Source organism: Mesorhizobium sp. WSM4898 (genome assembly GCF_029625845.1).
Classification (GTDB): domain Bacteria; phylum Pseudomonadota; class Alphaproteobacteria; order Rhizobiales; family Rhizobiaceae; genus Mesorhizobium.
In genome coordinates, this window is sequence record NZ_JARTVQ010000013.1 from 64957 (window position 1) to 90943 (window position 25987).

31 protein-coding genes are annotated in these 25987 nt (G+C 64.6%); 16 read left to right on the forward strand and 15 right to left on the reverse strand.

Annotation, left to right across the window (positions count from 1 at the left end; genetic code table 11):
- Positions 1 to 29: 29 nt before the first annotated feature.
- Complete coding sequence (locus tag P9228_RS29145) at positions 30 to 1055, forward strand: class I fructose-bisphosphate aldolase (protein ID WP_095782513.1); 1026 nt, start codon at positions 30 to 32, stop codon at positions 1053 to 1055.
- Between the two features lie 239 nt (positions 1056 to 1294).
- Here P9228_RS29145 and P9228_RS29150 read toward each other — a convergent pair whose 3' ends face one another.
- Positions 1295 to 1474: a hypothetical protein gene (locus P9228_RS29150; protein WP_067319322.1), complete on the reverse strand. Its 180-nt coding sequence runs from the start codon at positions 1472 to 1474 to the stop codon at positions 1295 to 1297.
- A 184-nt stretch (positions 1475 to 1658) separates the two neighbouring features.
- Here P9228_RS29150 and P9228_RS29155 point away from each other — a divergent pair, with 184 nt between their 5' ends.
- Positions 1659 to 1823 (forward strand): hypothetical protein, encoded by a 165-nt coding sequence (locus P9228_RS29155; protein WP_082953649.1) that lies wholly within the window; start codon positions 1659 to 1661, stop codon positions 1821 to 1823.
- A gap of 222 nt (positions 1824 to 2045) precedes the next feature.
- Positions 2046 to 2765: a YafY family protein gene (locus tag P9228_RS29160; RefSeq protein WP_278056883.1), complete on the forward strand. Its 720-nt coding sequence runs from the start codon at positions 2046 to 2048 to the stop codon at positions 2763 to 2765.
- 52 nt (positions 2766 to 2817) lie between these two features.
- Here the strand turns inward: P9228_RS29160 and P9228_RS29165 are convergent, their stop codons facing one another.
- The 3 genes from P9228_RS29165 to P9228_RS29175 form a co-directional block, all read right to left on the reverse strand.
- Positions 2818 to 3519 carry a DUF1013 domain-containing protein gene (locus P9228_RS29165; RefSeq protein ID WP_067319324.1) on the reverse strand — a complete coding sequence of 234 codons (702 nt, stop codon included), beginning with the start codon at positions 3517 to 3519 and terminating at the stop codon, positions 2818 to 2820.
- A gap of 255 nt (positions 3520 to 3774) precedes the next feature.
- A complete protein-coding gene (locus P9228_RS29170; protein WP_067002031.1) occupies positions 3775 to 3915 on the reverse strand; it encodes a DUF1127 domain-containing protein in 141 nt (46 codons plus the stop codon).
- A gap of 296 nt (positions 3916 to 4211) precedes the next feature.
- The gene (locus tag P9228_RS29175) at positions 4212 to 5222 is read right to left on the reverse strand and encodes an NAD(P)H-quinone oxidoreductase (RefSeq protein WP_278056886.1); all 1011 of its coding nucleotides are present in this window, start codon (positions 5220 to 5222) and stop codon (positions 4212 to 4214) included.
- Between the two features lie 109 nt (positions 5223 to 5331).
- Here P9228_RS29175 and P9228_RS29180 point away from each other — a divergent pair, with 109 nt between their 5' ends.
- The 3 genes from P9228_RS29180 to P9228_RS29190 all read left to right on the forward strand — a co-directional run bounded on the left by P9228_RS29180 (position 5332) and on the right by P9228_RS29190 (position 7183).
- Entirely contained in the window at positions 5332 to 5526 is a 195-nt protein-coding gene (locus P9228_RS29180; protein ID WP_067002029.1) for a DUF1192 domain-containing protein, read from the forward strand.
- Positions 5527 to 5628: 102 nt separating this feature from the next.
- Entirely contained in the window at positions 5629 to 6876 is a 1248-nt protein-coding gene (locus P9228_RS29185; RefSeq protein WP_278056887.1) for an MFS transporter, read from the forward strand.
- A 31-nt stretch (positions 6877 to 6907) separates the two neighbouring features.
- Complete coding sequence (locus P9228_RS29190) at positions 6908 to 7183, forward strand: metalloregulator ArsR/SmtB family transcription factor (RefSeq protein ID WP_067319326.1); 276 nt, start codon at positions 6908 to 6910, stop codon at positions 7181 to 7183.
- A 24-nt stretch (positions 7184 to 7207) separates the two neighbouring features.
- Here the strand turns inward: P9228_RS29190 and P9228_RS29195 are convergent, their stop codons facing one another.
- From P9228_RS29195 to P9228_RS29210, 4 genes are all read right to left on the reverse strand, one after another.
- Positions 7208 to 7672 (reverse strand): SRPBCC family protein, encoded by a 465-nt coding sequence (locus P9228_RS29195; RefSeq protein ID WP_067319328.1) that lies wholly within the window; start codon positions 7670 to 7672, stop codon positions 7208 to 7210.
- Between the two features lie 11 nt (positions 7673 to 7683).
- The gene (locus tag P9228_RS29200) at positions 7684 to 8019 is read right to left on the reverse strand and encodes a metalloregulator ArsR/SmtB family transcription factor (protein ID WP_067319330.1); all 336 of its coding nucleotides are present in this window, start codon (positions 8017 to 8019) and stop codon (positions 7684 to 7686) included.
- 6 nt (positions 8020 to 8025) lie between these two features.
- A complete protein-coding gene (locus P9228_RS29205) occupies positions 8026 to 8682 on the reverse strand; it encodes a glutathione S-transferase family protein (RefSeq protein WP_278056888.1) in 657 nt (218 codons plus the stop codon).
- A 91-nt stretch (positions 8683 to 8773) separates the two neighbouring features.
- On the reverse strand, positions 8774 to 9598 hold the full coding sequence (locus tag P9228_RS29210) for an alpha/beta hydrolase (RefSeq protein ID WP_278056889.1): 825 nt from the start codon (positions 9596 to 9598) through the stop codon (positions 8774 to 8776).
- Between the two features lie 96 nt (positions 9599 to 9694).
- On the opposite strand from P9228_RS29210, the gene P9228_RS29215 reads away from it, so the two are divergent.
- Positions 9695 to 10213, forward strand: coding sequence for a helix-turn-helix domain-containing protein (locus tag P9228_RS29215; RefSeq protein ID WP_278056891.1), 519 nt, complete (start codon positions 9695 to 9697; stop codon positions 10211 to 10213).
- Between the two features lie 34 nt (positions 10214 to 10247).
- Here the strand turns inward: P9228_RS29215 and P9228_RS29220 are convergent, their stop codons facing one another.
- From P9228_RS29220 to P9228_RS29230, 3 genes are all read right to left on the reverse strand, one after another.
- Positions 10248 to 10649 carry a hypothetical protein gene (locus P9228_RS29220; protein ID WP_095782517.1) on the reverse strand — a complete coding sequence of 134 codons (402 nt, stop codon included), beginning with the start codon at positions 10647 to 10649 and terminating at the stop codon, positions 10248 to 10250.
- Positions 10650 to 10909: 260 nt separating this feature from the next.
- Entirely contained in the window at positions 10910 to 11092 is a 183-nt protein-coding gene (rpmF, locus tag P9228_RS29225; RefSeq protein WP_278056893.1) for a 50S ribosomal protein L32, read from the reverse strand.
- Between the two features lie 153 nt (positions 11093 to 11245).
- Complete coding sequence (locus tag P9228_RS29230; RefSeq protein WP_278056922.1) at positions 11246 to 11953, reverse strand: transglycosylase domain-containing protein; 708 nt, start codon at positions 11951 to 11953, stop codon at positions 11246 to 11248.
- A 130-nt stretch (positions 11954 to 12083) separates the two neighbouring features.
- Between P9228_RS29230 and P9228_RS29235 the strand changes: the two genes are divergently transcribed.
- Positions 12084 to 13001, forward strand: coding sequence for a polyprenyl synthetase family protein (locus tag P9228_RS29235; protein WP_278056895.1), 918 nt, complete (start codon positions 12084 to 12086; stop codon positions 12999 to 13001).
- A 37-nt stretch (positions 13002 to 13038) separates the two neighbouring features.
- On the opposite strand, the gene P9228_RS29240 is transcribed toward P9228_RS29235, so the two are convergent.
- Positions 13039 to 13962: an SMP-30/gluconolactonase/LRE family protein gene (locus P9228_RS29240; protein ID WP_278056897.1), complete on the reverse strand. Its 924-nt coding sequence runs from the start codon at positions 13960 to 13962 to the stop codon at positions 13039 to 13041.
- Positions 13963 to 14095: 133 nt separating this feature from the next.
- Here P9228_RS29240 and P9228_RS29245 point away from each other — a divergent pair, with 133 nt between their 5' ends.
- From P9228_RS29245 to P9228_RS29255, 3 genes are read left to right on the forward strand one after another with little or no spacing between them, the layout of a single operon-like run.
- A complete protein-coding gene (locus tag P9228_RS29245) occupies positions 14096 to 15589 on the forward strand; it encodes a sugar ABC transporter ATP-binding protein (protein WP_095799815.1) in 1494 nt (497 codons plus the stop codon).
- Positions 15590 to 15598: 9 nt separating this feature from the next.
- Positions 15599 to 16681, forward strand: a complete 1083-nt coding sequence (locus P9228_RS29250; RefSeq protein WP_095799814.1) for an ABC transporter permease — start codon at positions 15599 to 15601, stop codon at positions 16679 to 16681.
- A gap of 13 nt (positions 16682 to 16694) precedes the next feature.
- The gene (locus P9228_RS29255) at positions 16695 to 17792 is read left to right on the forward strand and encodes a substrate-binding domain-containing protein (RefSeq protein WP_127241085.1); all 1098 of its coding nucleotides are present in this window, start codon (positions 16695 to 16697) and stop codon (positions 17790 to 17792) included.
- Positions 17793 to 17858: 66 nt separating this feature from the next.
- On the opposite strand, the gene P9228_RS29260 is transcribed toward P9228_RS29255, so the two are convergent.
- The 3 genes from P9228_RS29260 to P9228_RS29270 all read right to left on the reverse strand — a co-directional run bounded on the left by P9228_RS29260 (position 17859) and on the right by P9228_RS29270 (position 20970).
- Complete coding sequence (locus P9228_RS29260) at positions 17859 to 18878, reverse strand: LacI family DNA-binding transcriptional regulator (protein WP_164746826.1); 1020 nt, start codon at positions 18876 to 18878, stop codon at positions 17859 to 17861.
- Between the two features lie 48 nt (positions 18879 to 18926).
- Positions 18927 to 19961 carry an L-idonate 5-dehydrogenase gene (locus tag P9228_RS29265; protein WP_278056901.1) on the reverse strand — a complete coding sequence of 345 codons (1035 nt, stop codon included), beginning with the start codon at positions 19959 to 19961 and terminating at the stop codon, positions 18927 to 18929.
- A gap of 61 nt (positions 19962 to 20022) precedes the next feature.
- Entirely contained in the window at positions 20023 to 20970 is a 948-nt protein-coding gene (locus tag P9228_RS29270) for a 2-hydroxyacid dehydrogenase (protein ID WP_278056902.1), read from the reverse strand.
- Positions 20971 to 21048: 78 nt separating this feature from the next.
- Between P9228_RS29270 and P9228_RS29275 the strand changes: the two genes are divergently transcribed.
- From P9228_RS29275 to P9228_RS29295, 5 genes are all read left to right on the forward strand, one after another.
- Positions 21049 to 21804, forward strand: a complete 756-nt coding sequence (locus P9228_RS29275) for an SDR family oxidoreductase (RefSeq protein WP_278056904.1) — start codon at positions 21049 to 21051, stop codon at positions 21802 to 21804.
- Positions 21773 to 22309, forward strand: a complete 537-nt coding sequence (locus tag P9228_RS29280) for a gluconokinase (RefSeq protein WP_278056905.1) — start codon at positions 21773 to 21775, stop codon at positions 22307 to 22309. Before P9228_RS29275 ends, P9228_RS29280 begins: the two co-directional genes overlap by 32 nt.
- Complete coding sequence (locus P9228_RS29285; protein WP_095799810.1) at positions 22306 to 23193, forward strand: NAD(P)-dependent oxidoreductase; 888 nt, start codon at positions 22306 to 22308, stop codon at positions 23191 to 23193. The genes P9228_RS29280 and P9228_RS29285 overlap by 4 nt, the downstream gene beginning before the upstream one ends.
- Entirely contained in the window at positions 23190 to 23531 is a 342-nt protein-coding gene (locus P9228_RS29290; protein WP_095799809.1) for a hypothetical protein, read from the forward strand. Before P9228_RS29285 ends, P9228_RS29290 begins: the two co-directional genes overlap by 4 nt.
- 125 nt (positions 23532 to 23656) lie before the next feature.
- Positions 23657 to 25987: a response regulator gene (locus P9228_RS29295; RefSeq protein ID WP_095799808.1), complete on the forward strand. Its 2331-nt coding sequence runs from the start codon at positions 23657 to 23659 to the stop codon at positions 25985 to 25987.

Genomic DNA, 25987 nt, shown 5'->3' on the forward strand with positions numbered 1-25987 from the left:
GCGGAATAAACGCACCTTAGGAGAGCACCATGAGCGAACGTCTCGAAGACATTGCCGCCGCGATCGTGGCGGATGGCAAGGGCCTTTTGGCCGCCGATGAGAGCTCCGGCACCATCAAGAAGCGCTTCGACGTCATCGGCGTCGAATCGACCGCCGACAATCGGCGCGACTATCGCGAGATGATGTTCCGCGCCAAGGAGGCGATGACCAAGTATATTTCCGGCGTCATCCTCTATGACGAGACCATTCGCCAGAAGGCTGCCGACGGCACGCCGCTGGTCGACATCATCAAGGCCGCCGGCGCCATTCCGGGCATCAAGGTCGATGTCGGCGCCAAGCCTCTCGCCGGCTTTCCCGGCGACACCATCACCGAGGGTCTCGATGGCCTGCGCGAGCGGCTGGCGGACTACTATAAGCTCGGCGCCCGGTTCGCCAAATGGCGCGCGGTGATCGACATCGACACCGCCAAGGGCGTGCCGTCAGCCACCTCGATCGCCTCCAACGCGCATGCGCTGGCACGCTACGCCGCGCTCTGCCAGGAGGCAGGCATCGTGCCGATCGTCGAGCCGGAAGTGCTGATGGACGGCGCCCACTCGATCGACACCTGCTACGAGGTGAGCAAGGCGACCCTGCTGAAGCTCTATGGCGAGCTTTATGCCGCACGCGTGGTGCTCGAAGGCACCATCCTCAAGCCGAACATGGTCATCTCCGGCAAGAAATCGGGCAAGAAGGACAGTCCCGAAGCGGTCGCCCAGAAGACGATCAAGCTGTTTCGCGAAACCGTGCCCGTGGCGGTGCCCGGCATTGCCTTCCTGTCGGGCGGCCAGGACGACGAGGAAGCGACGGCCAACCTTAACGCCATCAACGTCATCGGCCCACATCCGTGGAAGCTCTCCTTCTCCTACGGCCGCGCCCTGCAGGCGGCCGCGCAGAAGGCCTGGAGCGGCAAGGCGTCGAACGTCGCCGCCGGCCAGGCTGCCTTCATCCATCGCGCCCACATGAATCATCTGGCGGCGCTCGGACAATGGCAGCCGGCGCTGGAAAAGGCCGCCTGATAGCAATGCATGTCGCCCAGAAGTGTGCAGCGGTTCTGGGGCAACGATATGCATCAATAACGGCTTGAAGCGCGTCGACGCGCTTTGAGCTTTCCCTAAAGCGCTGAAAACCCGGGCCAAGGCCCGGGTGCCAAGGCCCGGGTTTTGTTTTTGCCGGCCGCACTCCTAGCTGAGGCATCGAAACAGCGGGGGGCCAGCGCCGCCTTTCGCAGGCCGTCCCCACCTGATATCGACGTGCCTCAAGCCCAATGACCAAGCACGGCCGCCAGCGAGATTGCGGCCATTGCAAGCAGCGCCAGCTTCCAGAAATCGCTGCGGCGCTTCAGCCCCGGCCAGCCGAGCGGCTTGATGATTTGGATGAGCATGATGCCGATGATGACAAGGGCGAGCAGTTTCGTCATGCCGCCTTTGAGCAGCATCCTCGGCGGCTGTCAAAGCGGTTCTTGGCGCTTTCGCACCGCATCGCTTCTGACAAACGAAGGGACATCCATGGGACCGCGCTGATCGTTCTGGCGCCGGCTTCGGCTACCTCGCACCCCTGCTGACAGACTGCTGTCAGCAGGGGTGTGAGATACTCCTCTCGTCAAAAAGAGGAGCTCGGTCATGAACGGTTTTACCATCCTGCGTAGCGTGCAGCACTATGTCGGCAAGATCCGCACCGTGCGGAACGAGATCCGGACCCAGCGTTTCCTGAACACTTTGCCGGCGGACATTCGCAAGGACATCGGTTGGCCGGACCTTTATAACGGCCGCGTGCGTGAGAACTGAAATTTTTCGGCGCATGACTTGGATAGCGGCCATGGCGCGCCCAGATGTAATGTCGGTTGAAACGCTGGGTTTCAGGAAAGACGCCGTTGTCCGGTGGTGGAGTGGCTGCAGCCTCCTGACATTATGTTGTCAGGAGGCTTGCGTTATTGAAGCAGCCTCGAACCTGCGGGAACCGGTTTTGGGACCGCGGCATGCGTAGAACCGAAGCCAAGGGGTCAAACGATGCGCCGCGCCGACAGGCTTTTCCAGATCGTGCAGCATCTGCGCGGAGGCAGACTGGTCACCGCGCAGAAGCTCGGGACGTGGCTCGAGGTGTCCGAGCGGACCATCTACCGCGATATAGCCGACTTGCAGTCGACCGGCGTGCCGATCGACGGCGAGGCGGGTGTCGGCTACATGATGAGGGAAGGTTTCGACCTTCCGCCGCTGATGTTCACGCGTGACGAGATCGTGGCGCTGGTTGCCGGCGCCCGCATGGTGCGCGCCTTTGGCGGCGCGGCGATGGCAAGGGCCGCCGACGAGGCGCTGGTCAAGATCGGCGCGGTGCTGCCCGACACGGAAAAGGATCGCATCGCGCGCACCGAGATCCACACGCCGATGTGGGTGGTGAGCGATGCCGCGCGCGAGGCGATCGACCTCATCGAGCGCGCCATCGAGAAGCGCCAGGTGCTCACCATCGACTACTCGGACGAAGCCGGGCGCAGCACGGCGCGCGACATCCGGCCCCTGGGCCTCTGGTTCTGGGGCAAGGTATGGACCCTGGTTGCTTGGTGCGAGATGCGCGACGATTTTCGCGCCTTCCGCATCGACCGCATCGCCTCGGTGGTGATTGCCGGGCGTATCTACAAGCCGGAGCGCGGCAAGCAGCTCGCCGACTTCTACCGCGCCGTGGAACGCAGCGAGGATTACGGCATGGCGCCCGATCGAGCGGCGCGGACCTGACCTCCCCAGGCACCGCCGCGCGAAGCGGGCTTTTTTGTCGGGCTGGGAGACCTTACTCCTCTTCCCCGTCTTCTTTCTTGTCCTTCGACTTCAGCGCCGAAAGCTTGGCGAACACGGCGTTGGCGTCGAGCTCCTGATCCTCGTCCTTCGGCTTCTCCGGAGCCGGCGTCAGCCTTTCGGTCAGCGCCGCCGGCAGCAGCGTGTCGCCGGCCACCGGCTGTGCCTGCTCGCGGCCGCGCGAGGCGCGGTTGACTTCCATGTCGAGGTCGATCTGCGAGGTCAGGCCCAGCGTCACCGGATCCATCGGCTGCAGATTGGCCGAGTTCCAATGCCGGCGCTCCCGAATCTGCTCGATCGTCGACTTGGTCGTGCCGACCAGCCGCGCGATCTGCGCGTCCTTGAGCTCGGGATGATTGCGTACCAGCCAGAGGATGGCGTTCGGCCGGTCCTGGCGCTTCGACAGCGGCGTGTAGCGCGGGCCCTTGCGCTTCGATTCCGGCACCCGCACCTTGGGGTCCGACAGCTTCAGCCGGTGGTTCGGATCCTTCTCGCCGCGCGCGATCTCGTCGCGGGTGAGCTGGCCGGTCATGATCGGGTCCATGCCCTTGATGCCCTGCGCCGACTCGCCGTCCGCTATCGCCTTGACCTCCAGCGGATGCAGCCCGCAGAACTGCGCGATCTGCTCGAAGGAGAGCGCGGTGTTGTCGACCAGCCAGACGGCGGTGGCCTTGGGCATCAGCAGCGTATTGGCCATGTCAAAAATCCTTCTCGTTCGCCCGCGTTCCCGCGCGGGCGGTGGTTTTAGAGCCACCAAAATGGGAAATTCGCGGCCTGTATAAACGCTCCGTCACGATTTCGCAATGTTTTTGGGAGGGGAGCAGCTGGGACCCAAAAAGACAAAACCCGCCGGACGGAGTCCAGCGGGTTCGGAACCGGAGACGAGCAAGCGTCTGCGACGGCTCTGGCTTCGAGACCACGGCCCAGCCTTGCGGCCGGGTCGTGCTTCAAATCAAAGAGCCTGGCGAGCGATACGCTCGATGTCGCCGCGGTTGATGCCGAGGTCGTTCAGCTGGCGGGCGTTCAGCTTGTTCAGCTCACGCACGGTCTCATTGTAGAGGCGCCAGTTGCGGAAAGCGCGGATCGGGTTCATTTCAGTCCTCCATTTCATGGGATCAGTTGTTCGATGCCGCGTAAATAGGCACCCTTGCCTACGAATTGAACGGACTCTTTTGCATGGCGGCAATGCATTTTGTGCATTGCAGCATTAGGCCTTTGTTCAGTCTCTCGTCAGGGATCCGAACGCCCAGGATGCGTCGAGGATTCAGGTCAGGCCAAGCCCAAAACGGTTGGTCCGCAAACCGGAGCGGAACCTACTTAAAGTAGGTGAGCAGCGGAAGCGCAGGACACAATTGCTTGCAGGCCGGCCTCACCTATATCGGGCGCATCCTAGCCGACGTCGAGGACGATCTTGCCGATATGCTCGCCCTCCTCCATCCGCTCATGCGCCCGCCAGGCCTCCGTCAGTGGGAAGATCATGTCCATGACCGGAGCGACCTTGCGGGTGCCGAGCAGCGGCCAGACCTGAGCCTCGAGCGCCGCCGCGATGGCTGCCTTGAATTCGACGGTGCGCGGCCGAAGCGTCGAGCCGGTATGGACAAGGCGCTTGACCATGAGCTTTGCGAAGTCGGTGCTGGCGACCGCACCGGCCTGTACGGCGATCTGGACGATGCGTCCTTCGGCCGCCGCCGCATCGTAGTTGCGCGCCACATAGTCACCGCCCACCATGTCGAGGATGACGTCGGCGCCCCGGCCGCCGGTTGCGTCCTTGACCTCGGCAACGAAGTCCTGCTGGCGATAATTGATCGCCCGGTCAGCGCCGAGCCTAAGACAGGCCTCGCACTTCTCCTTGCTGCCGGCGGTGGTGACGACATAGGCACCAAATGCCGAGGCGAGCTGTATGGCCGTCGTGCCGATGCCGGACGAGCCGCCATGGACAAGCAGCGTCTCGCCTTTCTTCAGCCCGCCGCGCTCGAACACGTTGTGCCAGACGGTGAAGTAGTTCTCCGGCACGGCCGCGGCCTCGGAATAGGTAAAGCCCGCCGGGATCGGCAGCACGCTGCCGGCATGGACCTTGACATATTCGGCATAGCCGCCGCCCGGCGTCAGCGCGCAGACCCGGTCGCCGGTGCGCCAGCGCGATATCTCGTCGCCGAGCGCCGCGATCTCACCGGCCGCCTCGAGCCCGGGCAGGTCCGAGGCGCCGGGCGGCGGCGGATAGGCGCCTTTGCGCTGCTGCACGTCAGGCCTGTTGACGCCGGCCGCGTGCACGCGGATGAGGACCTCGCCGGGGCCGGGCTTGGGCACGTCGCGCGTCTCCGGCTTCAGCACCCTGGGACCGCCAGGCTGCGAGATTGCGATCGCCGTCATCTTTGCCGGAATATGCTGTCCGCTTGCCATGAATTGTCCCGTTTCCTCATGCCGCTGGCCGGCTGTTTGCATCGGCATCCCTGCCCTATGTATGCTCATTACCAAATCAGGCAAATGGTGAAATCAGGGAGAAGCGACGATGGCGATCTTCGACGACGAACCCAGGAAGAAGCCCCGCCCACACGAGATCGGACAGGATCTGTCGCTGCTGTCTGTCGATGATTTGTCCGAGCGCATTGACCTGCTGCGCGAAGAGATCGCGAGGCTGGAAGCTGAGCGGGCCGCCAGGGGCGCCACCAAATCCGCCGCCGAGGCACTCTTTCGCCGCGGATAATCCTGGCTGCATGGCCAGCCGCCCCGGAAAAGCCTGAAAGCGACTGCCAGAGCTGCACTCTCAAACAGACCTGCGCTTCGAAATTACCAGCCGGATCAGCCTATGTTCGCAACCTACCGACCGATCCTCTCGCTGCTGCGCGGCACCGCGTTCCTGCTGGCGGCCTCCGGCCTGCATGGCCTGCTTTTGCCGCTGCGCGGCCAGCTTGAGGGGTTCTCGACCGCCTCGCTCGGCCTGATGGGCACGGCATGGGCCGGCGGCTTCGTCACTGGCTGTTTCTTCGCGCCGCGGCTGGTGCGCCGTGCCGGTCATGTCAGGGCGTTCGGCGCCTTCGCCGCCTCCGGCGCAATCATTGCGCTCCTCACCGGCCTCATCATCGACGAGTATTTCTGGATCCTGCTGCGCGCCTTCACCGGCTTCACCATGGCCGGCGCCTTCATGGTCATCGAAAGCTGGCTGAATGAGAAGGCCACCAACGAGAATCGCGGCACCGTCTTCGGCCTCTATATGATGGTCACCTATGCTTCGATCATGGGCGGCCAGATGATCGTCGCCGGCGGCGATGTGAAATCGGCCTCGCTGTTCATGATCACCGGCATCCTGTTCTGCCTGTCGCTCCTTCCGACTGCGGTGTCGACCCAGTCGCATCCGAAGCCGCTGCAGGATGTCAAGCTCGACGTCAAAGGCCTCTACGCCAATTCGCCGGTGTCGGCGGTTGCCTGCCTTCTGATCGGCATAGCCAATGGCGCCTGGGGCACGCTCGGCGCCGTCTATGGCGCCCGCATCGGCATCTCTACCGCCGAGATCGCGCTCATGATGAGCCTGGTGGTCATCGCCGGCGCGGCCATGCAGCTTCCCGCGGGCCGGCTATCCGACACCACGGACCGCCGTTTCGTGCTGGCGGGCGCAGCCTTCGGCGCGGCACTGTTTGCCGTGCTGGTCTTTCTGGTCGAGCCGCGTTCCGGCGTTTTCGTCATCTTGCTGACGGCCGCCTACGGCGCCTTCGCCTACACGCTCTATTCGATCGCCGTCGCGCATGCCAACGACCACGCGCGGGCGGAGGATTTCGTCAAGGTTTCCGGCGGCCTGCTGTTGCTCTATGGCTTCGGCACCATGATCGGACCGCTGCTGGCCGCCGCTTTGATGGGCTGGCTGCGCCCCGAAGCGCTCTTCCTTGCGACCGCGTTCGCGCATCTCTGCCTTGCCGGTTACACGCTGCTCCGCATCCGCGCCCGCGCGCCGGTACCGATCGAGAACCGCGATGCCTTCAAGACGCAGCCGGCCGACCGCGCCGTCACGCCGGAAGCCTTGCGGCTCGACCCGCGCACAAAGGTTGAAACCGATGGTTGAGATTTGGGGAACTTTGCCCCACAAATGAGGCATGATGTTTTCCGACGCTTTCGTGGCGATAGCCGATCCCAACCGGCGCTATCTCTTGGAAGAGCTCCGGCGCGGTCCCAAGACGGTGAATGAGTTGGCCGCCGGTTTGCCGGTTTCGCGCCCGGCCGTTTCCCAGCATCTGAAAGTCCTGCTCGACGCTGGTCTGGTCAAAGCCAGGGCCGAGGGCACCAGACGCGTCTACGCCGTCAGCACCGCCGGCTTCCTCAGGCTGAATGTCTGGCTGGATCAGTTCTGGGAACTCTCCCCTGGAGAGTGACCGCTGGCCACCAGCCAGAGGCCCTCAGTTCGCTCCCTGCAGCGCCGCGCCAAGCGCGTCGAGCAGTTCGCCGGTGCCATGCTCGCGCGTGGCCGGCGAGTCGATGCCGTCGAAGAAGGCCCCTTGCTCCGTCAGGATCAGTCGCGTTCCCCTGCCTTCCGCGATGAGCTCGATCGTCGCCAGCGAAACCGAAACTCGGGTTTCGCCGAACAGCAGCTCATAGCTGTAGACGATGCGTTTGTTCGGCACGATGTCCTGGTAGACGGCGTTGAAGAAATGCGTCTGCCCGTCGCTCGGGCAGCCGGCATTCACCTCCTTGCCGCCGATGCGAAAGTCCATTTCATGCCGGCTCGGCATCGGGTTGTCGGGATCGAAGAACCAGCGCTTCTTGGCCGCCGGATCGCTGAGCGCGAAATAGACCTTTTCGGGCGGCGCCGGATAGAGGCGTTCGATGACGAAGGTGGAATGGACGACGGATCGTTCGGTCATGACGGGCCCCTTCAGGTTTGGTCGGTGATGTCCGTGAGAAAATCGCCGAGCCGGTCGAGCCGGCGTTCCCAGGCCAGTCGCCGCTCGTTGATCCAATGCTCGGCTGCCCGCAATGCGTTTGGCTCGATCCGGCAGGTTCGCACCCGGCCAAGCTTCTCGGTGCTCACCAACCCGCTCGTCTCAAGAACGGCGAGATGCTGGACGACGGCCGACAGCGACATCGCCAGCGGCTCGGCGAGCTGACTGACCGATGCCGGTCCGCGCGACAGACGTTCCACCATATGGCGCCGGGCGGGATCGGCAAGCGCCTGGAACATCAGATCGAGCTGGGCGGGATCATGCAGCATCGAGGCTTAGCCATTGTTGTAGGGGAAGAACTTGAAATAGGGCTGCGCCTCCTCGATCACGCGGGCGAAGCTCGGCCGTTCGAGCAGACGGTCGTGATAGCGTTTCACGGCGGGAAATTTGTCGCCGAACGGCTCGACCTTGTTGGCGTAAAACAGCGCCGGCGAGGCGGCGCAGTCGGCCAAAGTGAAGTGGTCGCCGACCGCCCACGTTTTTGGCTGCATCTCCCGTTCGATGATGGCATAGGAATTGCGCAGCTGCTCGCGCGCCTGCTCGACTCCGAACGGATCGGTCTTGTCCTTTGGCCGCAGCCGGTCGCCGACGATCTTCTGCATCGGCTCCTGCACGTAGAAGTCGTAGAAGCGGTCGGCCTGGCGCACCTTGATGGCGAGGTCGACGTCGGCGGGAATGAGCTCGACCGGCCCGGGATAATAGGCGGCGAGATATTCGATCACGATGGTCGATTCCAGCACCGTGCGGCCCCGCGCGTCATCGCGCAGGGCCGGCATCTTGCCCGTCGGCGAAACCTTCAAGAAAGCCGCGCGCGACGGCGCATCGCCGAGATCGACGATCACCGGCGCAAACGGCGTGTTGTTTTCGTAGACCGCGATCAGCGGCTTCCAGCAGAAGGACGCGAGCGGATGGAAATAAAGCGTCAGGGACATTTTTTCTCCTGTCGGCGGAGGTCGAGGCAATACTGAAGTGATCACTTAACTATTTTCGCAGACCGCTGGTGTCAATCCTAATCCCGCCGGGCTAGCCAAATGCGGCGATGGCTTCGAGGATTTGCGGCCAATCGTTGCGGTGCAGTTCGTGGCCGCCGCCTTCGATCCGCACCAGCCTGCCGCCGGCAACCGCGCCGGCGAGCGCCTCGCCGTGCTCGATCGGGAAGAGCGGATCGGTAGTGCCGTGGATGACGAGCAGCGGCACGGTCAAATCCCTTATTCGCCGCTCCGGGCCGCTGCTCTTCAGCAGGAAGTGGTTGGTGGCGCTGGCGAGACCGCCGGACCGATCGTAGTCCTCCTCGATCATCGCACGTGTCCGTTCGCTGTCGCACGAATGCAGGGTGCTGGCGATTGCGCGAGCGTCCCTGACCATGAAGTCGATCACTTGTTGCCGGTTCGACCAATCGACATCCGCACCTTCGGCGGAATGCTCTCGGTAGGCCTCGCTCGTCCCCGGCAAACCGGACGTATCGACACCGAGCGGTGAGCTGGAGATCACGGTGAGCGCGCTGACCCGTTCGGGATATTTCAGCGCTACGATCTGCGCGATCATCCCGCCCATCGACATGCCGACGACCTGCGCCTTGGCGATATTGTGATCGTCGAGCACACGGACGGCATCATCGACCATGTCCTCGAACCTGTAGGGCGGCGCGCCCGGCGTATACTCGGTCGAGAGACCAGTGTCGCGATTGTCGTAGCGGATGACGAAACGGCCGCGCTCGGCAAGCGCCCGGCAAAAGGCTTCCGGCCACCAGAGCATCGAGGCCATGGCGCCCATGATCAGAAGGATCGCCGGGTCGGCCGGGTCGCCGAAGCTTTCCGAATGGATCTCAGGGCGAGGCAAGACGGTCATCCTTCCCTCCTCTATCTCTCAATCTGCTTGCATATTGCAATCAGTTGCACGATAAGCAGGCTGATATCATAGTGCAACCGGTTTTTGGAGACTGGCATGAACACCGAGCACCGCTCCGGCTGCCCGATCAATCTGTCGCTGGAAGTTTTCGGCGACCGCTGGAGCCTGATCATCCTGCGCGACATTATCTTCGGCGGCAGGCGTCATTTTCGGGAATTGCTCAACGGCTCGATCGAAGGCATTGCCTCCAACATCCTGGCCGATCGCCTGAAGCGGCTGATGGAGCTCGGCCTCCTGACCAAGGCGGACGATCCCAGCCACAAGCAGAAGGCGATCTACAGCCTGACCGAGATGGCAATCACCCTTGTGCCGATCATGGCGCATCTCGGCGCCTGGGGCCGCGTCTGGCTGCCGGTCAGCGAGGAGCTGTCGATCCGAGCCGAGCTGCTCGAAAAAGGCGGCCCGCCGTTGTGGGATCGGTTCATGGACGAATTGCGCCACGAACATCTTGGAGCGCCGGTGAAGACGCCGCCCGGCACGCCGACCGTGCGCCGGCAGCTGCAGGCCGCCTATGAGGCGGTTGTCGCCCGCAAGCCTCAGGCCGCCGCAGGTTGACGGCGTTTTGGACCGCGGGTCGCCGGGTGCAATCCTAGTTTAAGTTGATATCCCGGCTTGCCGACCGCATCGACACGGAGAAGCCGGCCAGCACATCAAACAGCGCGATGATCATCAGCGAAAAGAAGACCGAATGCGCGGCGCCCTTCACCAGCAGGAACTCGACCAGGAAGGCGATGAAGACCAGCGTCGACAACAGATGATCCAGGATCGACGCATTGGTGGTGCGCACCGATTTCGATATCTCGACGAAGAGGAAGATCAGCCCGATCAGCACCATCAGGTCGCCGAGCGTCATCGAGAAGACGCCGCCCGACATCATGCGGAACGAGAACATTTCGATCGTCCACGGATCGTCGCCGCCGCCGAACAAGCCGAGCAGTCCGAGGTTGTAGAGGACGAAGGGCACGATCAGCAGCGGGATGGCACCGAACATCTAGGCGTCTCCAATGAGGCACCCTTTTGTAAAAGGCGCGGCGGGCACGCCGTCAAGGCTTTTCGGCGACGGCGCCGAACACGCTCTAAATCCTAATGAAATAACGATGTCAGCCGTTTTCCCGCTGCCTTTTCGGCGGCTCGTGCCCAGCCAGCGCGAGGACCTTCATCCGGTCGCCAGAATCAAAAAGACCGGCCAGCGGCCGGTCCTCTGAAAACGTCACAACCATGGAAGCTTCTCAGCTTTCCCGTGCAAGCTTCTCAGCTTTCCTTCGGCTCCAGCACCTGGCGGCCGCGATACATCCCGGTCTTCAGGTCGATGTGATGCGGCCGGCGCATTTCGCCGGAATTCTTGTCCTCGACATAGGTCGGGACCTTGAGGGCGTCGGCCGAGCGGCGCATGCCGCGCTTCGACGGAGAAGTTTTTCTTTTTGGAACGGCCATGGATATGCTCCACTACATGGTCAAAATGCCCCGGCAACCCTCGCGAAAGGGCCGCATCGAGGCCATAATCTGAGAAAGTCGGGTGCCTATACACGCCTTGCGCCGTTTTGGCCAGCACTGGCACGAATTTTTTTGAGCCGGCGCCGCTTCATCTTATTCGAGGCAACCGACATAGGCGCCCGAACGCCCGGCGCGCCGCTCGATCAGATTGGCGAGACGCCTCAAACCCGGGCCTGGCCTGGCCGGATTGCGCGCGATCGGGTTGGGCAGGCTGACGGCAAGCAACGCTGCCTGCCGGCGCGACAATTGCCTGGGCGAGACGCCGAAATGATGCTGCGCGGCCGCCTCGATGCCGTATATGCCTGGCCCCCATTCCGCGATGTTGAGATAGATCTCCATGATGCGGCGCTTCGACATCACCGCATCGAAATAGACGGCCAGTGGCAGCTCGACCACCTTGCGCACGCTGCCCAGCGGCCGCGACCACAAAAACAGGTTCTTCACCGTCTGCATGGTGATGGTGGAGGCGCCGCGCGTCGCCTCGCCGGCAAGCGCATCGTCGACCACGCCGCGCAATTCGCCGAGGTCGACGCCGCGATGGAAGCAGAACTGCCCGTCTTCCGACATGATCACCGAATGCGTGAGTACCGGCGCCACATCGTCGATCGAAACCCAGCGCCGGTCGTAGCCGGAGAAGGTGACAAGATCCTTCAGCATCAGCGTCGAAACCGGATGCACGAAGGGCGGCAGATAGAGAAAGGTGAGCGCGACCGGCATCGCGGCCAGCACGATCGCCGCGACCAGGCAGCGCCGGCCAAGGCGCTTGAGACCGGCGCGGTTCAGGCGCCGCGGCCGTGCCATGTCCAGCCCTTCGCTTTCATGTTCGACGATCGGTTCCGTCAAGTCGCCCCCACCCGTGCCACCCGCTACTTCGGCATAATGGCGCGAGGCTGCTTGCGCAACGTCTGAGTGTCGGCTACCGGTCCCGGCCATGTTGAAAGACGACCAGGTGGCCTTCGAATCCGCGCTTTTTACGCGCGCCGCAGCAGTCGAGGTCCTGCTGCGGCAGGTCTTCGATGCGCCTCTGCTCTCCGGCGAGATCGCCCGGCCGGAACGCCTGATGGCGGCGATGCGCCATGGCGTGCTCAACGGCGGCAAGCGGCTCCGCCCTTTTCTGGTGATGGAAAGCGCGGCGCTGTTTTCGGCAAATGACGAGGCGGCGCTGCGCGTCGCCGCCGCGCTCGAATGCGTGCATTGCTATTCGCTGATCCATGACGATCTTCCTGCCATGGACGACGACGATCTGCGCCGCGGCCAGCCGACGGTGCACAAAGCTTTCGATGAGGCAACCGCGATCCTTGCCGGCGACGCGCTGTTGACTTTGGCCTTCGACATCATCGCCGACGAGGCGACGGCGTTGCCGGCCGAGCGGCGGGCGGCGCTGGTGCTGGCGCTCGCCCGCGCCGCCGGAACCGGCGGCATGGTCGGCGGCCAGACGCTCGACCTCGAGGCCGAGCGCAAGCGGCCGGACGAGGCCGGCATCATCCGTCTGCAGGCGATGAAGACAGGCGCGCTGATCCGTTTTGCCTGCGAAGCAGGCGCCATCATCGCCGGCGCATCCGCCGTCGACCGTGAAAGGCTGGCGGAGTTCGGCTCGGCGATCGGTCTTGCCTTCCAGCTAGCCGACGACCTGCTCGATCTCACCGCCGACGCAAAGCAGATGGGCAAGGCGACCAAGAAGGACGCCGCCGCCGGCAAGGCGACACTTGCTGCGCTGCACGGCGCCGATTGGGCGCGCGAGCAGCTCCACGGCCTGATCGACCAGGCGCATGCGCTGCTGGAGCCCTATGGCGAGCAGGCGGAATTGCTGAAGGCGGCGGCAACGTTTATCGCCACGCGGAGCAGCTGAGACCGCAGCCGACGTCGCGGAGCTCAGGTCGCGGTTTTCACCCCCGCCCCGCGGCGTTCGCCACCACGAAAGCCGCGTAAAGCGACTGCCGCGCCGTGATGAACAAGCGATTGCGCTTGGGACCGCCGAAAGTCAGGTTGGCCACCGTCTCCGGGATGCGGATCTTGCCGATCAGCGTGCCGTCTGGATCGAAGCAGTGGACGCCGTCGCCGGCCCCTGCCCAGACGCGGCCGGTCGTGTCCACCCTGAACCCGTCGAACAGACCGGCCGTGCAGGTGGTGAAAACGCCGAGTTCGCGCAGATTGTTGCCCTCGACAGCGAACTTGCGGATGTGCCTTGGCCCGTCCTTCTGATGCGTGACGCCTGTGTCGCCGACATAGAGGATCGTCTCATCCGGGGAGAAGGCGAGGCCGTTGGGTTTTGCCATAGTCGAGGCAACTCGCGTTACCTCACCGGTTGCAGGATCGGCACGATAGACATGACATCCCTCGATTTCTTGCTCGGCGCGGTCGCCCTCGTAGTCGGTGGCGATGCCGTAGGGCGGGTCGGAAAACCATACCGTGCCATCCGAGCGCACCACCACATCGTTGGGCGAGTTCAAGCGCCTGCCTTCGAAGCGGTCGGCGATCACCGATATCGAGCCGTCATGCTCGGTGCGGGTGACGCGCCGCGCGCGATGCTCGCAGGTGACAAGCCGCCCTTGGCAATCGACGGTGTTGCCGTTGGCGTTGTTTGACGGCGAGCGGAAGACCGAGACCGCGCCGCTGGTGTCGTCGTAGCGCATGATGCGGTCATTCGGGATGTCGGAGAAAAGAAGATACCGGCCGGCGGCGAACCACGCCGGGCCCTCGAGCCAGCGCCCGCCGGTCCACAGCCGCTCGACCGCAACGTGACCGACGAAACACCGCTCGAACCGCTCGTCGAGAACTTCGAACCCGGCGCCTTCAATGTCTCCGAACATGGTACTTCTCCGCGAAAACCGCCTCATCGATAGCCGGCGCGTTGACCCATTTTCAAGACTTGACCTGCACAAATGTTAGCGATAACATCCGTCGCAATTCAGTCATTTGATTGGCTTGGGAGGAGGCCAAAAAATGCGGCCCAGGCTCATCGAATTCATCGACATCTCCAAGCGCTTCGGCGGCACCCTGGCGCTGAAGTCGGTCTCGCTCGACATCCATGAGGGCGAGATCGTCGCGCTCCTCGGCGAGAACGGCGCCGGCAAATCCACGCTGATCAAGACGCTCGCCGGCATCCACAAGCGCGACCAGGGCACGATCCGCTTTCGCGGCGAGGATTATCACCATCGCCCGCCCCGCCCCAATCAGCCGCAGAAGGTCGCCTTCATCCATCAGGACCTCGGCTTGATCGAATGGATGACCGTGGCCGAGAATGTCGGCATGGCGCAGGGTTTTTCGCGCCGCATCAGCCTTATCGACTGGCAAGACACCGAGCGCCGCGCCGAGCGCGCGCTGGCGCTGGTCGGCTGTGCCTTCGATCCGGCGACGCGAGTGCAGGACCTCTCCCGCACCGAAAAGTCTCTGGTGGCGATTGCCCGGGCTTTGGCCACCGAGGCCGACGTCTTGGTTCTCGACGAGCCGACGGCGAGCCTGCCGGCGGACGAGGTCGAGCGCCTGTTCGAGGCGCTGCGGCCGCTGCGCGAGCGCGGCGTCGGCATGATCTATGTCTCGCACCGGCTGGACGAGGTGTTCCGCATCGCCGACCGCGTCGCCGTCATGCGCGACGGCCGCATGGTCGCGGTCAAGCCGGTGGCCGAGACCACGCCGCAGGAACTGGTCGATCTCATCGTCGGCCGGCCGGCGCACCAGATGTTTGCCAAGTCGCATTGGCAGGACGGTCCGGAGCGGCTCAGGGTGGAAAACCTGACTTGCGGCAGTGTCGGTCCGGTTCGCTTCGAGGCACGGTCCGGCGAGTTGCTTGGCCTGGTCGGCCTGCGCGGCGCCGGGCAGGAAGCCGTCGGCCGCGCGCTGTTTGGGGCCGAAGCTTTCGACGGCTCGGTCTGGCTCGATGGCAAGCGCCTCGACCTGTCCTCGGTCGGCGCCGCTCTTGCCGCCGGCGTCGGACTGATTGCGCGTGACCGCACCGAGGAATCCGTGGCGCTGTCGCTCTCAGTGCGCGAGAACATGTATCTCAACCCCTCGGCCGTCGGCCGCGGGCTCTTCTCCTTTATGAAGCCGGCCCGGGAAAGCGAGCTGACGCGGGAGCTCGGCGCACGGCTAGGGCTGCGGCCCAATGACCCGCACCTGCCGATCGAGGCGCTCTCTGGCGGCAACCAGCAGAAGGTGGTCGTCGGCCGCTGGCTGGCGACGGGCCGTAAGCTTCTGATCGCCGAGGATCCGACTGCGGGCGTCGATGTCGGCGCCAAGGCCGAGATCTATCGGCTGATCGCCGCCGCGGTCGAAGCCGGGCTGGCAGTGATCGTCGTCTCCACCGATTTCGAGGAAGTCGCCCACATCTGTCACCGCGCGCTCGTCTTCTCGCACAATCGCATCGTGCGCGAGCTCGCCGGCGATGCCTTGACGACGGCGGCGCTCATCAGCGCCGCTTCCGTGTCCGAAGCCGCCTGAGGAGGATCCATGAACTCGATCAAATCGACGGCGCTGGAGCCGACCCGTTCGGAGCTCGCCGGACTGAGCTACGGCCAGAAGGCGGCGCGCTATCTGCCGGTCTACGGCCTGCCGATCCTGACGCTGCTCCTGATCCTGCTCTTCTCGCTGCTCCTGCCGCGGACGTTCCCGACGCTGCTCAATTTGCGCTCGATCGTTTCCGACAAGGCGATCATCGCGCTCTTGTCGCTGGCGGCGATGATTCCGATGGCTTCGGGCCGCATCGACCTCACCGTCGGCTACGGCATCGTGCTCTGGCACATCCTTGCCATCAGCCTGCAAACCGCATTCGGCGTGCCCTGGCCGCTCGCGGTGCTCATCGTCATCCTGCTCGGCGTGCTCACCGGCTTCATCAACGGCCTGCTGGTCGAGGTGGCGCGCATCGATTCCTTCATCGCCACACTCGGCACCGGCACGGTGCTCTACGCTTTGGCAATGTGGTACACGGGCGGCCGCCAGGTCGTCGGCGTGCTTCCCGACGGTTTCCTTTCCCTCAACGGCACCATGCTGTTCGGCCTGCCGATCACCGGCTACTACGTGGTCGTGCTGGCGCTGGTGATGTGGCTGGTGCTCGAATATATGCCGCTTGGCCGCTACCTCTACGCCATCGGCGCCAATCCGAAGGCGGCCGCGCTCAACGGCATTCCGGTGCAGAAATTCGTCATGGGGGCCTTCGTCGCCTCCGGCGCGCTCACCGCCTTGGGCGGCGTGCTGCTGGCCTCGAAGCTCAGGATCGGCCAGGCCAGTGTTGGCCTCGAATACCTGCTGCCGGCCCTGGTCGGCGCATTCCTCGGATCGACCACCATCAAGCCGGGCCGCGTCAACGTCTGGGGCACGATCGTCGGCGTCGTCATCCTCGCCGTAGGCATTTCCGGCATCCAGCAGTTCGGCGGGTCGTTCTGGGTAGAGCCGTTGTTCAACGGCGTCACCCTGCTCGTCGCGATCGGCATTGCCGGCTACGCGCAGCGGCGCCGCGGCGCGGTGGTGCCGGCATCCGCGCCCACCAGCCGACCAGCCACCAGCCAATCAACAAATACAACCGACAATGCTTAATGGGAGAAACGATATGCAGCGCAGAACAGTCCTACAGCTCGGAATTGCCTGCCTGGCGCTTGGCATCGCCTCGCCGGCGCTGGCCGACCCGATGGCCGACGCCAAAGCGGTGGTCGATAAATATGCCAGCAAGGTCGAGAAGTGGGACGGACCGACCACGGGACCGAAAGGGGCAGCCGGCAAGACCATCGTCGTGCTCGGCGCCGACATGAAGAACGGCGGCATCCTCGGCGTCACCAAGGGTGTCGAGGAAGCCGCTGCCGCCCTGGGGTGGACGGTCAAGACGCTTGACGGGGCCGGCTCCATCGGCGGCCGCACCGCTGCCTTCGGCCAGGCGCTGGCGCTCAATCCCGATGGCATCATCATCAACGGCTTCGACGCCGTCGAGCAGAAGCCGGCGATGGAGCAGGCCAAGGCGGCCAAGATCCCGATGGTGGCCTGGCACGCCGCGCCGACCGTCGGCCCGATCGACGATCTCGGCATCGTCGCCAACGTCTCGACCGATCCAATGCAAGTTTCGAAGGCGGCGGCCGACTGGGCCTTTGTCGACGCCAAGGGCAAGCCCGGCGTCATCATCTTCACCGATTCCACCTACCAGATCGCTATCGCCAAGGCGGACCGGATGAAGAAGGAGATCGAGGATCTCGGCGGGAAGGTGCTCGAATATGTCGACACGCCGATCGCCGAGACCTCGCAGCGCATGCCGCAGCTCACCACCTCGCTGCTGCAGAAATACGGCGATCAATGGACCCATTCGCTGGCGATCAACGACCTCTATTTCGACTTTATGGGGCCGTCGCTCGCGGCGGCCGGCAAGTCCGGCACCGATGCGCCGATCAACGTCGCGGCGGGCGACGGTTCGGAATCGGCCTACCAGCGCATCCGCTCCGGCCAGTTCCAGAAGGTGACGGTGGCCGAGCCGCTGAACCTGCAGGGCTGGCAGCTTGTCGACGAGCTCAACCGCGCCATGGCCGGCGAGAAATGGTCGGGCTACATCTCGCCGCTGCATGTGGTGACTTCCGACAATGTCGAGTTCGACGGCGGCCCGGACAACCGTTTCGACCCGGGCAACGGCTACCGCGACCAATACAAGAAAATCTGGGGCAAATAGACGCCATCCAGAACGATCAGCGAGCGGTCGGCGATCATCCGCCGGCCGTTCGTTTTTTCCGACGCTTCAGGCCGTGTGTCGCACAACAACCTTGGGCGTCATGCCGACTACGACGCGGTCATCGAGCGCTCGCCGCCCGTTGAGCAGGTCGAGCACCAGCTCGGCGACGCGGATGCCGATCTCATGCGCGCCGACGTCGATCGTGGTGATCGAAGGCACCGACTGCTCGGCGAGATCATAGGCGCCGAAGCCGGCAATCGCCACGTCGTCCGGCACGCGGATGCCGCGTCGAACGCATTCCATCAGGGCGCCGAAGGCGGAGAGGTCGGACACGCACATCACCGCCTGTGTGTCCGGCCAGCGCGAGATCATCTCGACCATGGCGGTCGCGCCCTCGCGCATCGAGATCGGCGGCACGCCGGAGGCAATCACGCGCGAAGCGTCGAGGCCGCGGTCCTCCAGCGCCGCGACGAAGCCGCGTCGGCGGTCCAGACCACGGGTGTCCCGCGAGGTGTCGCCGCCGATAAAGCCCAGCCTCGAATAGCCGCGCTGAACGAAATGATCGACCATCAGCCGCCCGGCATCGGCATTGGAAAAGCCGACGACGTGGCCGATGGGGTCGGCCGGCAAATCCCAGGTCTCCACGACCGGAACGCCGGCATTGGCCAGCAACTTGCGGCAGCGCGACGTGTGCCGGCCGCCGGTCACGATGATCGCCTCCGGGCGACGCTGAAGCAATTGCCCGACCAGGCGTTCCTCCTCCTCGACATTATAGTCGGTGAAGCCGAGCAGGATCTCCAGCCCGCTGTCACGCAGGCCCTCGGTCATGCCGCGCACCGTGTCGGCGAAATTGGCGTTGTTGATCGAGGGGATCGTCGCGGCGACGAAGCCGGAGCGCCGCGACGACAGATTGGCGGCGATGCTGTCGAAGACATAGCCGAGCTCTTCAGCCGCCTTCAGAATGCGGTCGCGCGTATCGGCGCTGACCGAAGCGTCGCGCTTGAAAGCGCGCGACACGGTCATCGTCGAGACGTTGGCGCGATGCGCGACATCGGCCATGGTCGGCCGTTTGGGCGAAGATTGCATGGCCGTACGTTATCGATATCACGGCGGAATGCAACGCGCCGTTGCGGCTCACGCAAACGCGATCTGGACCTTCATCGCCTGACTGCGGTCGTTGGCGAGCTCGAAGCCGGAAAGCGCCTCGTCGACCGGCACCGAGTGGGTGATCAGCGGCTTCACGTCGATCAGCCCCTTGCGCATCAGCTCGACGCCGACGGCGAATTCGGGATGGAAGCGGAACGAGCCGTTGATCGACAGTTCCTTGGCGGTCACCGTCGACATCGGCAGTGCCATCTCGGCGCCGCCGAGGCCGAGCTGGACGATGGTGCCGCGCGGACGCAGCGTAGCGATGCCTTGCGCCAGCGCCGACGCCGCGCCCGAACATTCGTAGAGGATGTCGAAGGTCCCCTTGTCGGCAAGGTAGGGCGCCAAACCTTCCGGCTCGCTTCGGGTGTTGATGGTCTTGTCGGCGCCGGCGCGCATGGCCATCGACAGCGTGAAATCGGCGATGTCGACGGCGACGATCTCGGCCGCACCCGCGCGGCGCGCGCTGATGATCGACAGCAGGCCGATCGGCCCGCAGCCGGTGACCAGCACGCGCTTGCCCAACATCTCTCCGGCACGGCGCGTCGCGTGCAGACAGACGGCCAGCGGTTCGGCCATCGCCGCCTCGCCGGCGGTCAGCCCATCGGCCGGGACGCACTGAATCGCGTCCGCCACCAGCATTTCACGAAACGCGCCCTGGATATGCGGGAACGGCATGGCGCTGCCGTAGAAGCGCATGTTGAGGCACTGGTTGTGCATGCCCTCGCGGCAATAGCGGCAGCTGTAGCAGGGCCGCGACGGAGACACGGCGACAAGCTGTCCCGTCTGCAGTCCACTCACTCCCGGCCCGAGGCTCTCGATCACGCCGGAGACTTCGTGGCCGAGGATGATCGGCTCCTTCAGGCGCACCGTTCCGAAGCCGCCGTGATTGTAGTAGTGCAGGTCGCTGCCGCAGATGCCGCCGGCGGCGAGACGCAACAGCACCTGGCCCGGCCCCGGCTCCTCGACCGGACGGTCCTCGATGCGCAGGTCTTTGGCGGCGTGGATGACGATCGACTTCATGGCAGGCGAACTCCTCGGACTGTGCAGGCAGGCTTTGCGTGAAAACTTGCGTAAAACAATTTCACAGCACCGGCGTCAGCAATGGCTGGCCAGCAAAATGGGCGGCGAGGTTGTCGCGTACCAGCTTGCCCATCGCCTTGCGTGTCTCGATGGTGCCCGACGCATGGTGCGGCTGCAAAAGGACGTTGTCGAGCGCCAGGAACCGCGGATTGAGCTTCGGCTCGCCCTCGAAAACGTCGAGCGCGGCAGACCCGAGCGCCTTCTTCTCGAGCGCATCGAGCAGCGCATCCTCGTCGATATTGGAGGCGCGCGAAATGTTGATCAGCATGCCGTCCTCGCCAAGCGCCGCGATCACCTCGCCATTGACGATGTGGCGCGTCGCGGCCGACGCCGCGAGCGTCACGAACAGGAAATCCGAACGGCCGGCCAGGGCGACGGGATCGGCGACGAACTCCCAGTCCGCGGCGAAATCCTTGGGCGCGACGTCGCTGTAGGCGATGTCCATGCCGAAGCCGGCCAGACGCTTGGCCACCTCATAGCCGATGCGGCCGAGGCCGAGCACGCCGGCCCGCCGGCCCCAGACTCGGCGCTTCAGCGGGTAAAGGCCCTTAGAGGCCCAGCTGCCGTCGCGCACCCAGCGCTCGGCGCCGATCATGCCGCGCGACAGGCACAGCATCATGGCGATGCCGAGATCGGCGACGTCGTTGGTCAACACATCAGGCGTATTGGTGACCCGCACGCCGCGCTCTCGGCACGCCGACAGATCGACCGCGTCGAAGCCGACGCCGTAGACGGAGACGACCTCGAGTGCCGGGCACGCCTCGATCATGGCGCGGTTCGCGCCGAGTTCGCCGCGGGTGGCGATGGCGCGGACCTGCGGCCCGACGTCGGCGAGGAAGGACGGCTTGTCCTCGGCCGCGAAATAACGATGCACCACGAAGGCTTCGTTGAGCGGCACCTCGTCCCACGCGGGATAAGGTCCAACCTGAAGGATATGGGGCCGCTGCATCGGTTTTCGCTCCACTTGACTTGACAGCTGATGTTATCGATAACATAAAACGGACAGCGACGAGAGGCAATCGAGAAAATGTCGTCCACCTTGTTCGATCTCACCGGGCGCACCGCGCTCGTCACCGGCTCCTCGCAAGGCATCGGCTTTGCCTTGGCAAAAGGGCTCGCCGGTGCCGGGGCCAAAGTGGTCCTCAACGGCCGCGACGAGGCAAAACTCGCCGTTGCGGCCGCGCAAATCCCCGGCGCTGTGACGCTGGCCTTCGATGCAACCGACCATGATGCGGTACGCGCCGCCATCGATGCGTTCGAGCAGGCTCACGGAGCGATAGACATTCTGGTCAACAATGCCGGCATGCAGTTCCGTACGCCGCTCGAGGACTTTCCCGCCGACGCCTTCGAGCGCCTGCTGCAGACCAACGTCGCCAGCGTCTTCCATGTCGGCCAGGCCGTGGCGCGCCACATGATCCGGCGTGGCCGCGGCAAGATCATCAATATCGCCAGCGTGCAGACCGCGCTCGCCCGGCCGGGTATCGCGCCCTACACGGCGACCAAGGGCGCGGTCGGCAATCTCACCAAGGGCATGGCGACCGACTGGGCCAGGCACGGCCTGCAATGCAACGCCATCGCGCCCGGTTATTTCGACACGCCGCTCAATGCGGCCCTTGTCGCCGACCCGGCCTTCAGCACCTGGCTTGAAAAGCGCACGCCGGCTGGCCGCTGGGGCAAGGTCGAAGAACTGGTCGGCGCCTGCGTCTTCCTGGCTTCGGACGCCTCTTCCTTTGTCAACGGACATGTCCTCTATGTCGATGGCGGCATCACAGCTTCGATCTGACCTGCCGCCGCGCATGGTCGTCATGGGCGTCACCGGTTCGGGCAAGACGACGGTTGGCGAGGCGCTGGCCCGTGCGATCCACGCGACGTATGTGGATGGCGACAAGCTGCACCCTGAAGCCAACACCGCCAAGATGAGCGCAGGCATTCCGCTTGACGACGCCGACAGGTGGCCATGGCTGGCGAAAGTCGGCGGAACGCTGAGGCTGCAGCCCGCACCGGTCATCGTCGGTTGTTCGGCGCTGAAGCGCGCCTATCGCGATTTCATCACCGAGCAGGCCCGCGCGCCGGTGCTGTTCATCTATCTCGATGGTTCGCGTGAACTGATTTCCCGGCGCATGAGCGAGCGCACCGGCCATTTCATGCCGACCAGCCTGCTCGACAGCCAGTTCGCGACGTTGGAAGTGCCAGGCAAGGACGAGAATGCCATCGCGGTGGCGATCGACGCACCGCTCGAAAAGATTGTCGCGGACATAACGTCCAGATTTGAGGAGCGACCGTCATGACCAACACAGTCGCGCTAATCGGTGCCGGTGCCATGGGCGGAGCGATCGGCGATCGCCTGCTCGCTACCGGCAACCGGCTCTTCGTGTTTGATCTCGACACGACCAAGGTGGAAACGCTGGTTGCGAAGGGCGCCAGCGCCGCGGCCAGCGCGGCCGCGGCCGCCGCAGCGGCCGACTTCGTCATCCTCAGCCTCAATTCCGCGGCAATCGTGCGCCGCGCCGTGTTCGGAGATGGCGGCGTCGCCGCCGGCGCGAAGCCCGGCACGCTGATCATCGACATGTCGTCTATCGACCCCGACGCGACGCGCCAGCTGGCGGCGGACGCCGGCGAAAGGAGTCTGCGCTGGGTCGACTCCCCGCTCTCGGGCGGCGCGCCGAAGGCATTGGTCGGCGAATTGACGCTGATGGCGGGCGGCGCGGCACAGGATGTCGCCGACGCCCATAAGCTGCTGCGCGACGTCGCCAGCAACTATACGCATATGGGCCCGGCCGGTGCGGGGCAGACGACGAAGCTGATCAACCAGGTGCTCTGCGCCCTGAACTTCATGGCTGTGGCGGAAGCGACCCGGCTGGCGCTCGATGCCGGCGTGGACGCTCTCAAGATTCCGCAGGCGCTGAAGGGCGGCCGCGCTGACAGCGCCATCCTGCAGGAATACCTGCCGCGCTTCGCCACCCGCGACTACCGCCGCACCGGCCGCATCGACAATATGGTGAAGGACCTCAACGCTGCGCAGGACCTGGCGCGGCGCACGCATACGGCAATGCCGCTGACGGCGCTGTGCGCCGAGGTACATCGCCTGCTGACGGCCGCCGGACTGGGTGGCGAGGACCAGGCTGCACTGATGGAATTTTTCCGACGCAAGGACGAGGAGGACAACAAATGATCACGCGCTACGCATTGTTCGAGGGCAAGGTGAAGGACGGTCAGACGGAGGCGTTCCGCAGGGACGTGATCGAGACCGTGCTGCCCAAATGGAAGGCGTTCCCGGGCGCGCTCGACGTCCGCGTCTCCTTCGCCGAAAAGCGCGACGACGGCGCGCCGGAACTCCCGATGATCCTGGCGATCAATTACCGCGACATGGCGGCGGTCGACGCGGCCCTCGCTAGCCCAGCCCGCGCCGAATCGCGCGCCGCGACCGAAGCGGTGCTGTCCCGATATTTCGAGGGCCGCATTCACCACCACGTCACCATCGCCAACGAGTTTTCCCTGTCGACGGATTGACGTGCTTAAATCTGGCCCTGAGCCCTAAATGCGCAGGCAAGACAGGCAGCCGCACCAACGAAATCTTAATGTAAATCAAGCGTAATCCCGACCGTTAAAATTGTGCGTTTGGGTTGGGGTTACGCATGCCGGAGTATTCCTCCTTCATCCGGTCGATCCGGGTCCGCTATATTTCGGGATTGCTCGTCTTTGCCCTGGCCTCGGCGGCCGTCATGTTCGCGCTCAACCGCGTGAACTCATACCGCCACGAAGTCGATGCCTTGAGCGCCAATTTCGTCATCTTCTCGCGCGACCTGCGCAACGCCACCAATTTCGCCGAGACGACCGGAACCGTGTGGCGGGCTGAGACCCGCGATGGGCTGACCGCAGCCGCGCGCGGCCATTCCGAACGGCTGATGGGCGAGATCGAAATCCTGAACGCGCAGCTCGCGGCGATCAGGCCGCGGCTGTCGAAGAATACGCTCAATGCGCTCGAATCTGCTTCGGTGAACGACGATCTGTTCTGGTCGGCGCGCGACATGGTGCGCAATTTCAACCTGATGTCGGTGGCCCAGACAGTCGACGAATGGAGTTACCGCGAGATCCGCAACCAGAACGATCTTTTCGCCCAGCCGATGCTGGTGCGCGTGCGCACCGCACTCGATGACGAGCGGCGCCTCGCCGATGCCGCCAGCGACCGGCTGCTCTTATGGGCGAGCGGCCTGCTGATCGCCGTCATCGCCATCGCCGCGGGTCTGATCTTCCGGCCGATGGAGAACGCGATCCGCCGCGCCTTCGCCGAAACCGCAGCATCGTTGTTCAAGGCCGAGGCGGCCGACCGGGCCAAGTCGGAATTCCTCGCCAATATGAGCCATGAGATCCGCACGCCGATGAACGGCGTGCTCGGCATGGCCGAGCTTCTCGCCAAGACCGAGCTGACGCCGCGCCAGAAGACCTTCACCGACGTCATCGTCAAATCCGGCAACGCGCTGCTCACCATCATCAACGACATTCTCGATTTCTCGAAGATCAATGCCGGCCAGCTGACGCTCGACCCCGCCCCGTTCCGCCTGGCCGAAGCGGTCGAGGACGTGGCCACCCTGGTCTCGGCCCGCGTTGCCGAAAAGAACCTCGAGCTCATCGTGCGCGTCGACCCGCGCCTGCCTGGCTTCGTCGTCGGCGACGCCGGCCGTTTCCGCCAGATCGTTACCAACCTGCTCGGCAATGCGGTGAAGTTCACCGAGAAGGGGCATGTGCTGATCGATGTCGGCGGCGATGTGGTTGATGGGACCGTCCAGCTCAAGGTCCGCGTCGAGGACACCGGCATCGGAATCCCCGCCGAAAAGCTGCAGAGCGTGTTCGAGAAATTCGCCCAGGTCGACGGCTCGTCCACCCGTCGTCACGAAGGCACCGGGCTCGGCCTTGCCATCTCCGCCCGCCTCGTCGACCTGATGGGCGGCAAGATCGGCGTTGAAAGCGAGATCGGCCGCGGCTCGGTCTTCTGGTTCGCCGTACCGCTGCCGGCACACAAACAGCAAGCGCGCGACGAGATCGTGCCGGTCGACGTCACCGGCGCCCGCGTCCTGGTCATCGACGACAACCCGGTCAATCGCGAGATCCTGCTCGAGCAGCTGCGCAGCTGGAGCTTCGACTGCGCCGCGGCCGAAAGCGGCGCCGTCGGCCTCGCCTTCCTCGACCGCGCCTGCCAGCTCGGCGCTTCGGTCGACTGCATCATCCTTGACTATCAGATGCCCGGCATGAACGGCGCCGACGTCGCCAAGGCGATTGCCGCCGACAGCCGCCTGTCTTCCATTCCGGTCGTGCTGCTCACCTCGGTCGACCAGGTCGATTTCGGCCGATTGGTGATCGATTTCGGCATCGTCGCGCATCTTACCAAGCCGGCGCGTTCGGCGGTGCTGCTCGGCACCGTGATCTCCGCCATCCAGAAGGCGCGCACGCAAGGCGGCAAGGCGCATTTCGTGCGCGAGCCGGTCGTCGTCCAGTCAGCTCCGCCGCCCTTCACCGTCATCCGCGGTCCAGCCGTTCCGGTCCTCGCGCCCGAACCGGCGGCGGCGCCGGGCGGTCCGATCGATATCCTGATCGCCGAGGACAATGACGTGAACCAATTGGTCTTCGGACAGATCCTCAACGGCCTCGGCCTCAGCTATCGCATTGCCGGCAACGGCCGCACCGCGGTCGAGATGTACCGCTCGCTGCGGCCCCGGCTGGTGCTGATGGACGTCTCCATGCCGGAGATGAACGGTTACGAGGCGACGCGCGCCATCCGCGCCATCGAAGGGCAGAACGGCAGCCATACCCCGATCATCGGCGTCACCGCGCATGCGCTGAAGGGCGACCGCGAAAAATGCATGGAGGCCGGCATGGATGACTACCTGCCGAAGCCGGTCTCCCCGGACCGCCTCGGCGCCAAGATCGGCACCTGGCTCAGCGAGACGGTGGCGGCGAAGACGGCTTGA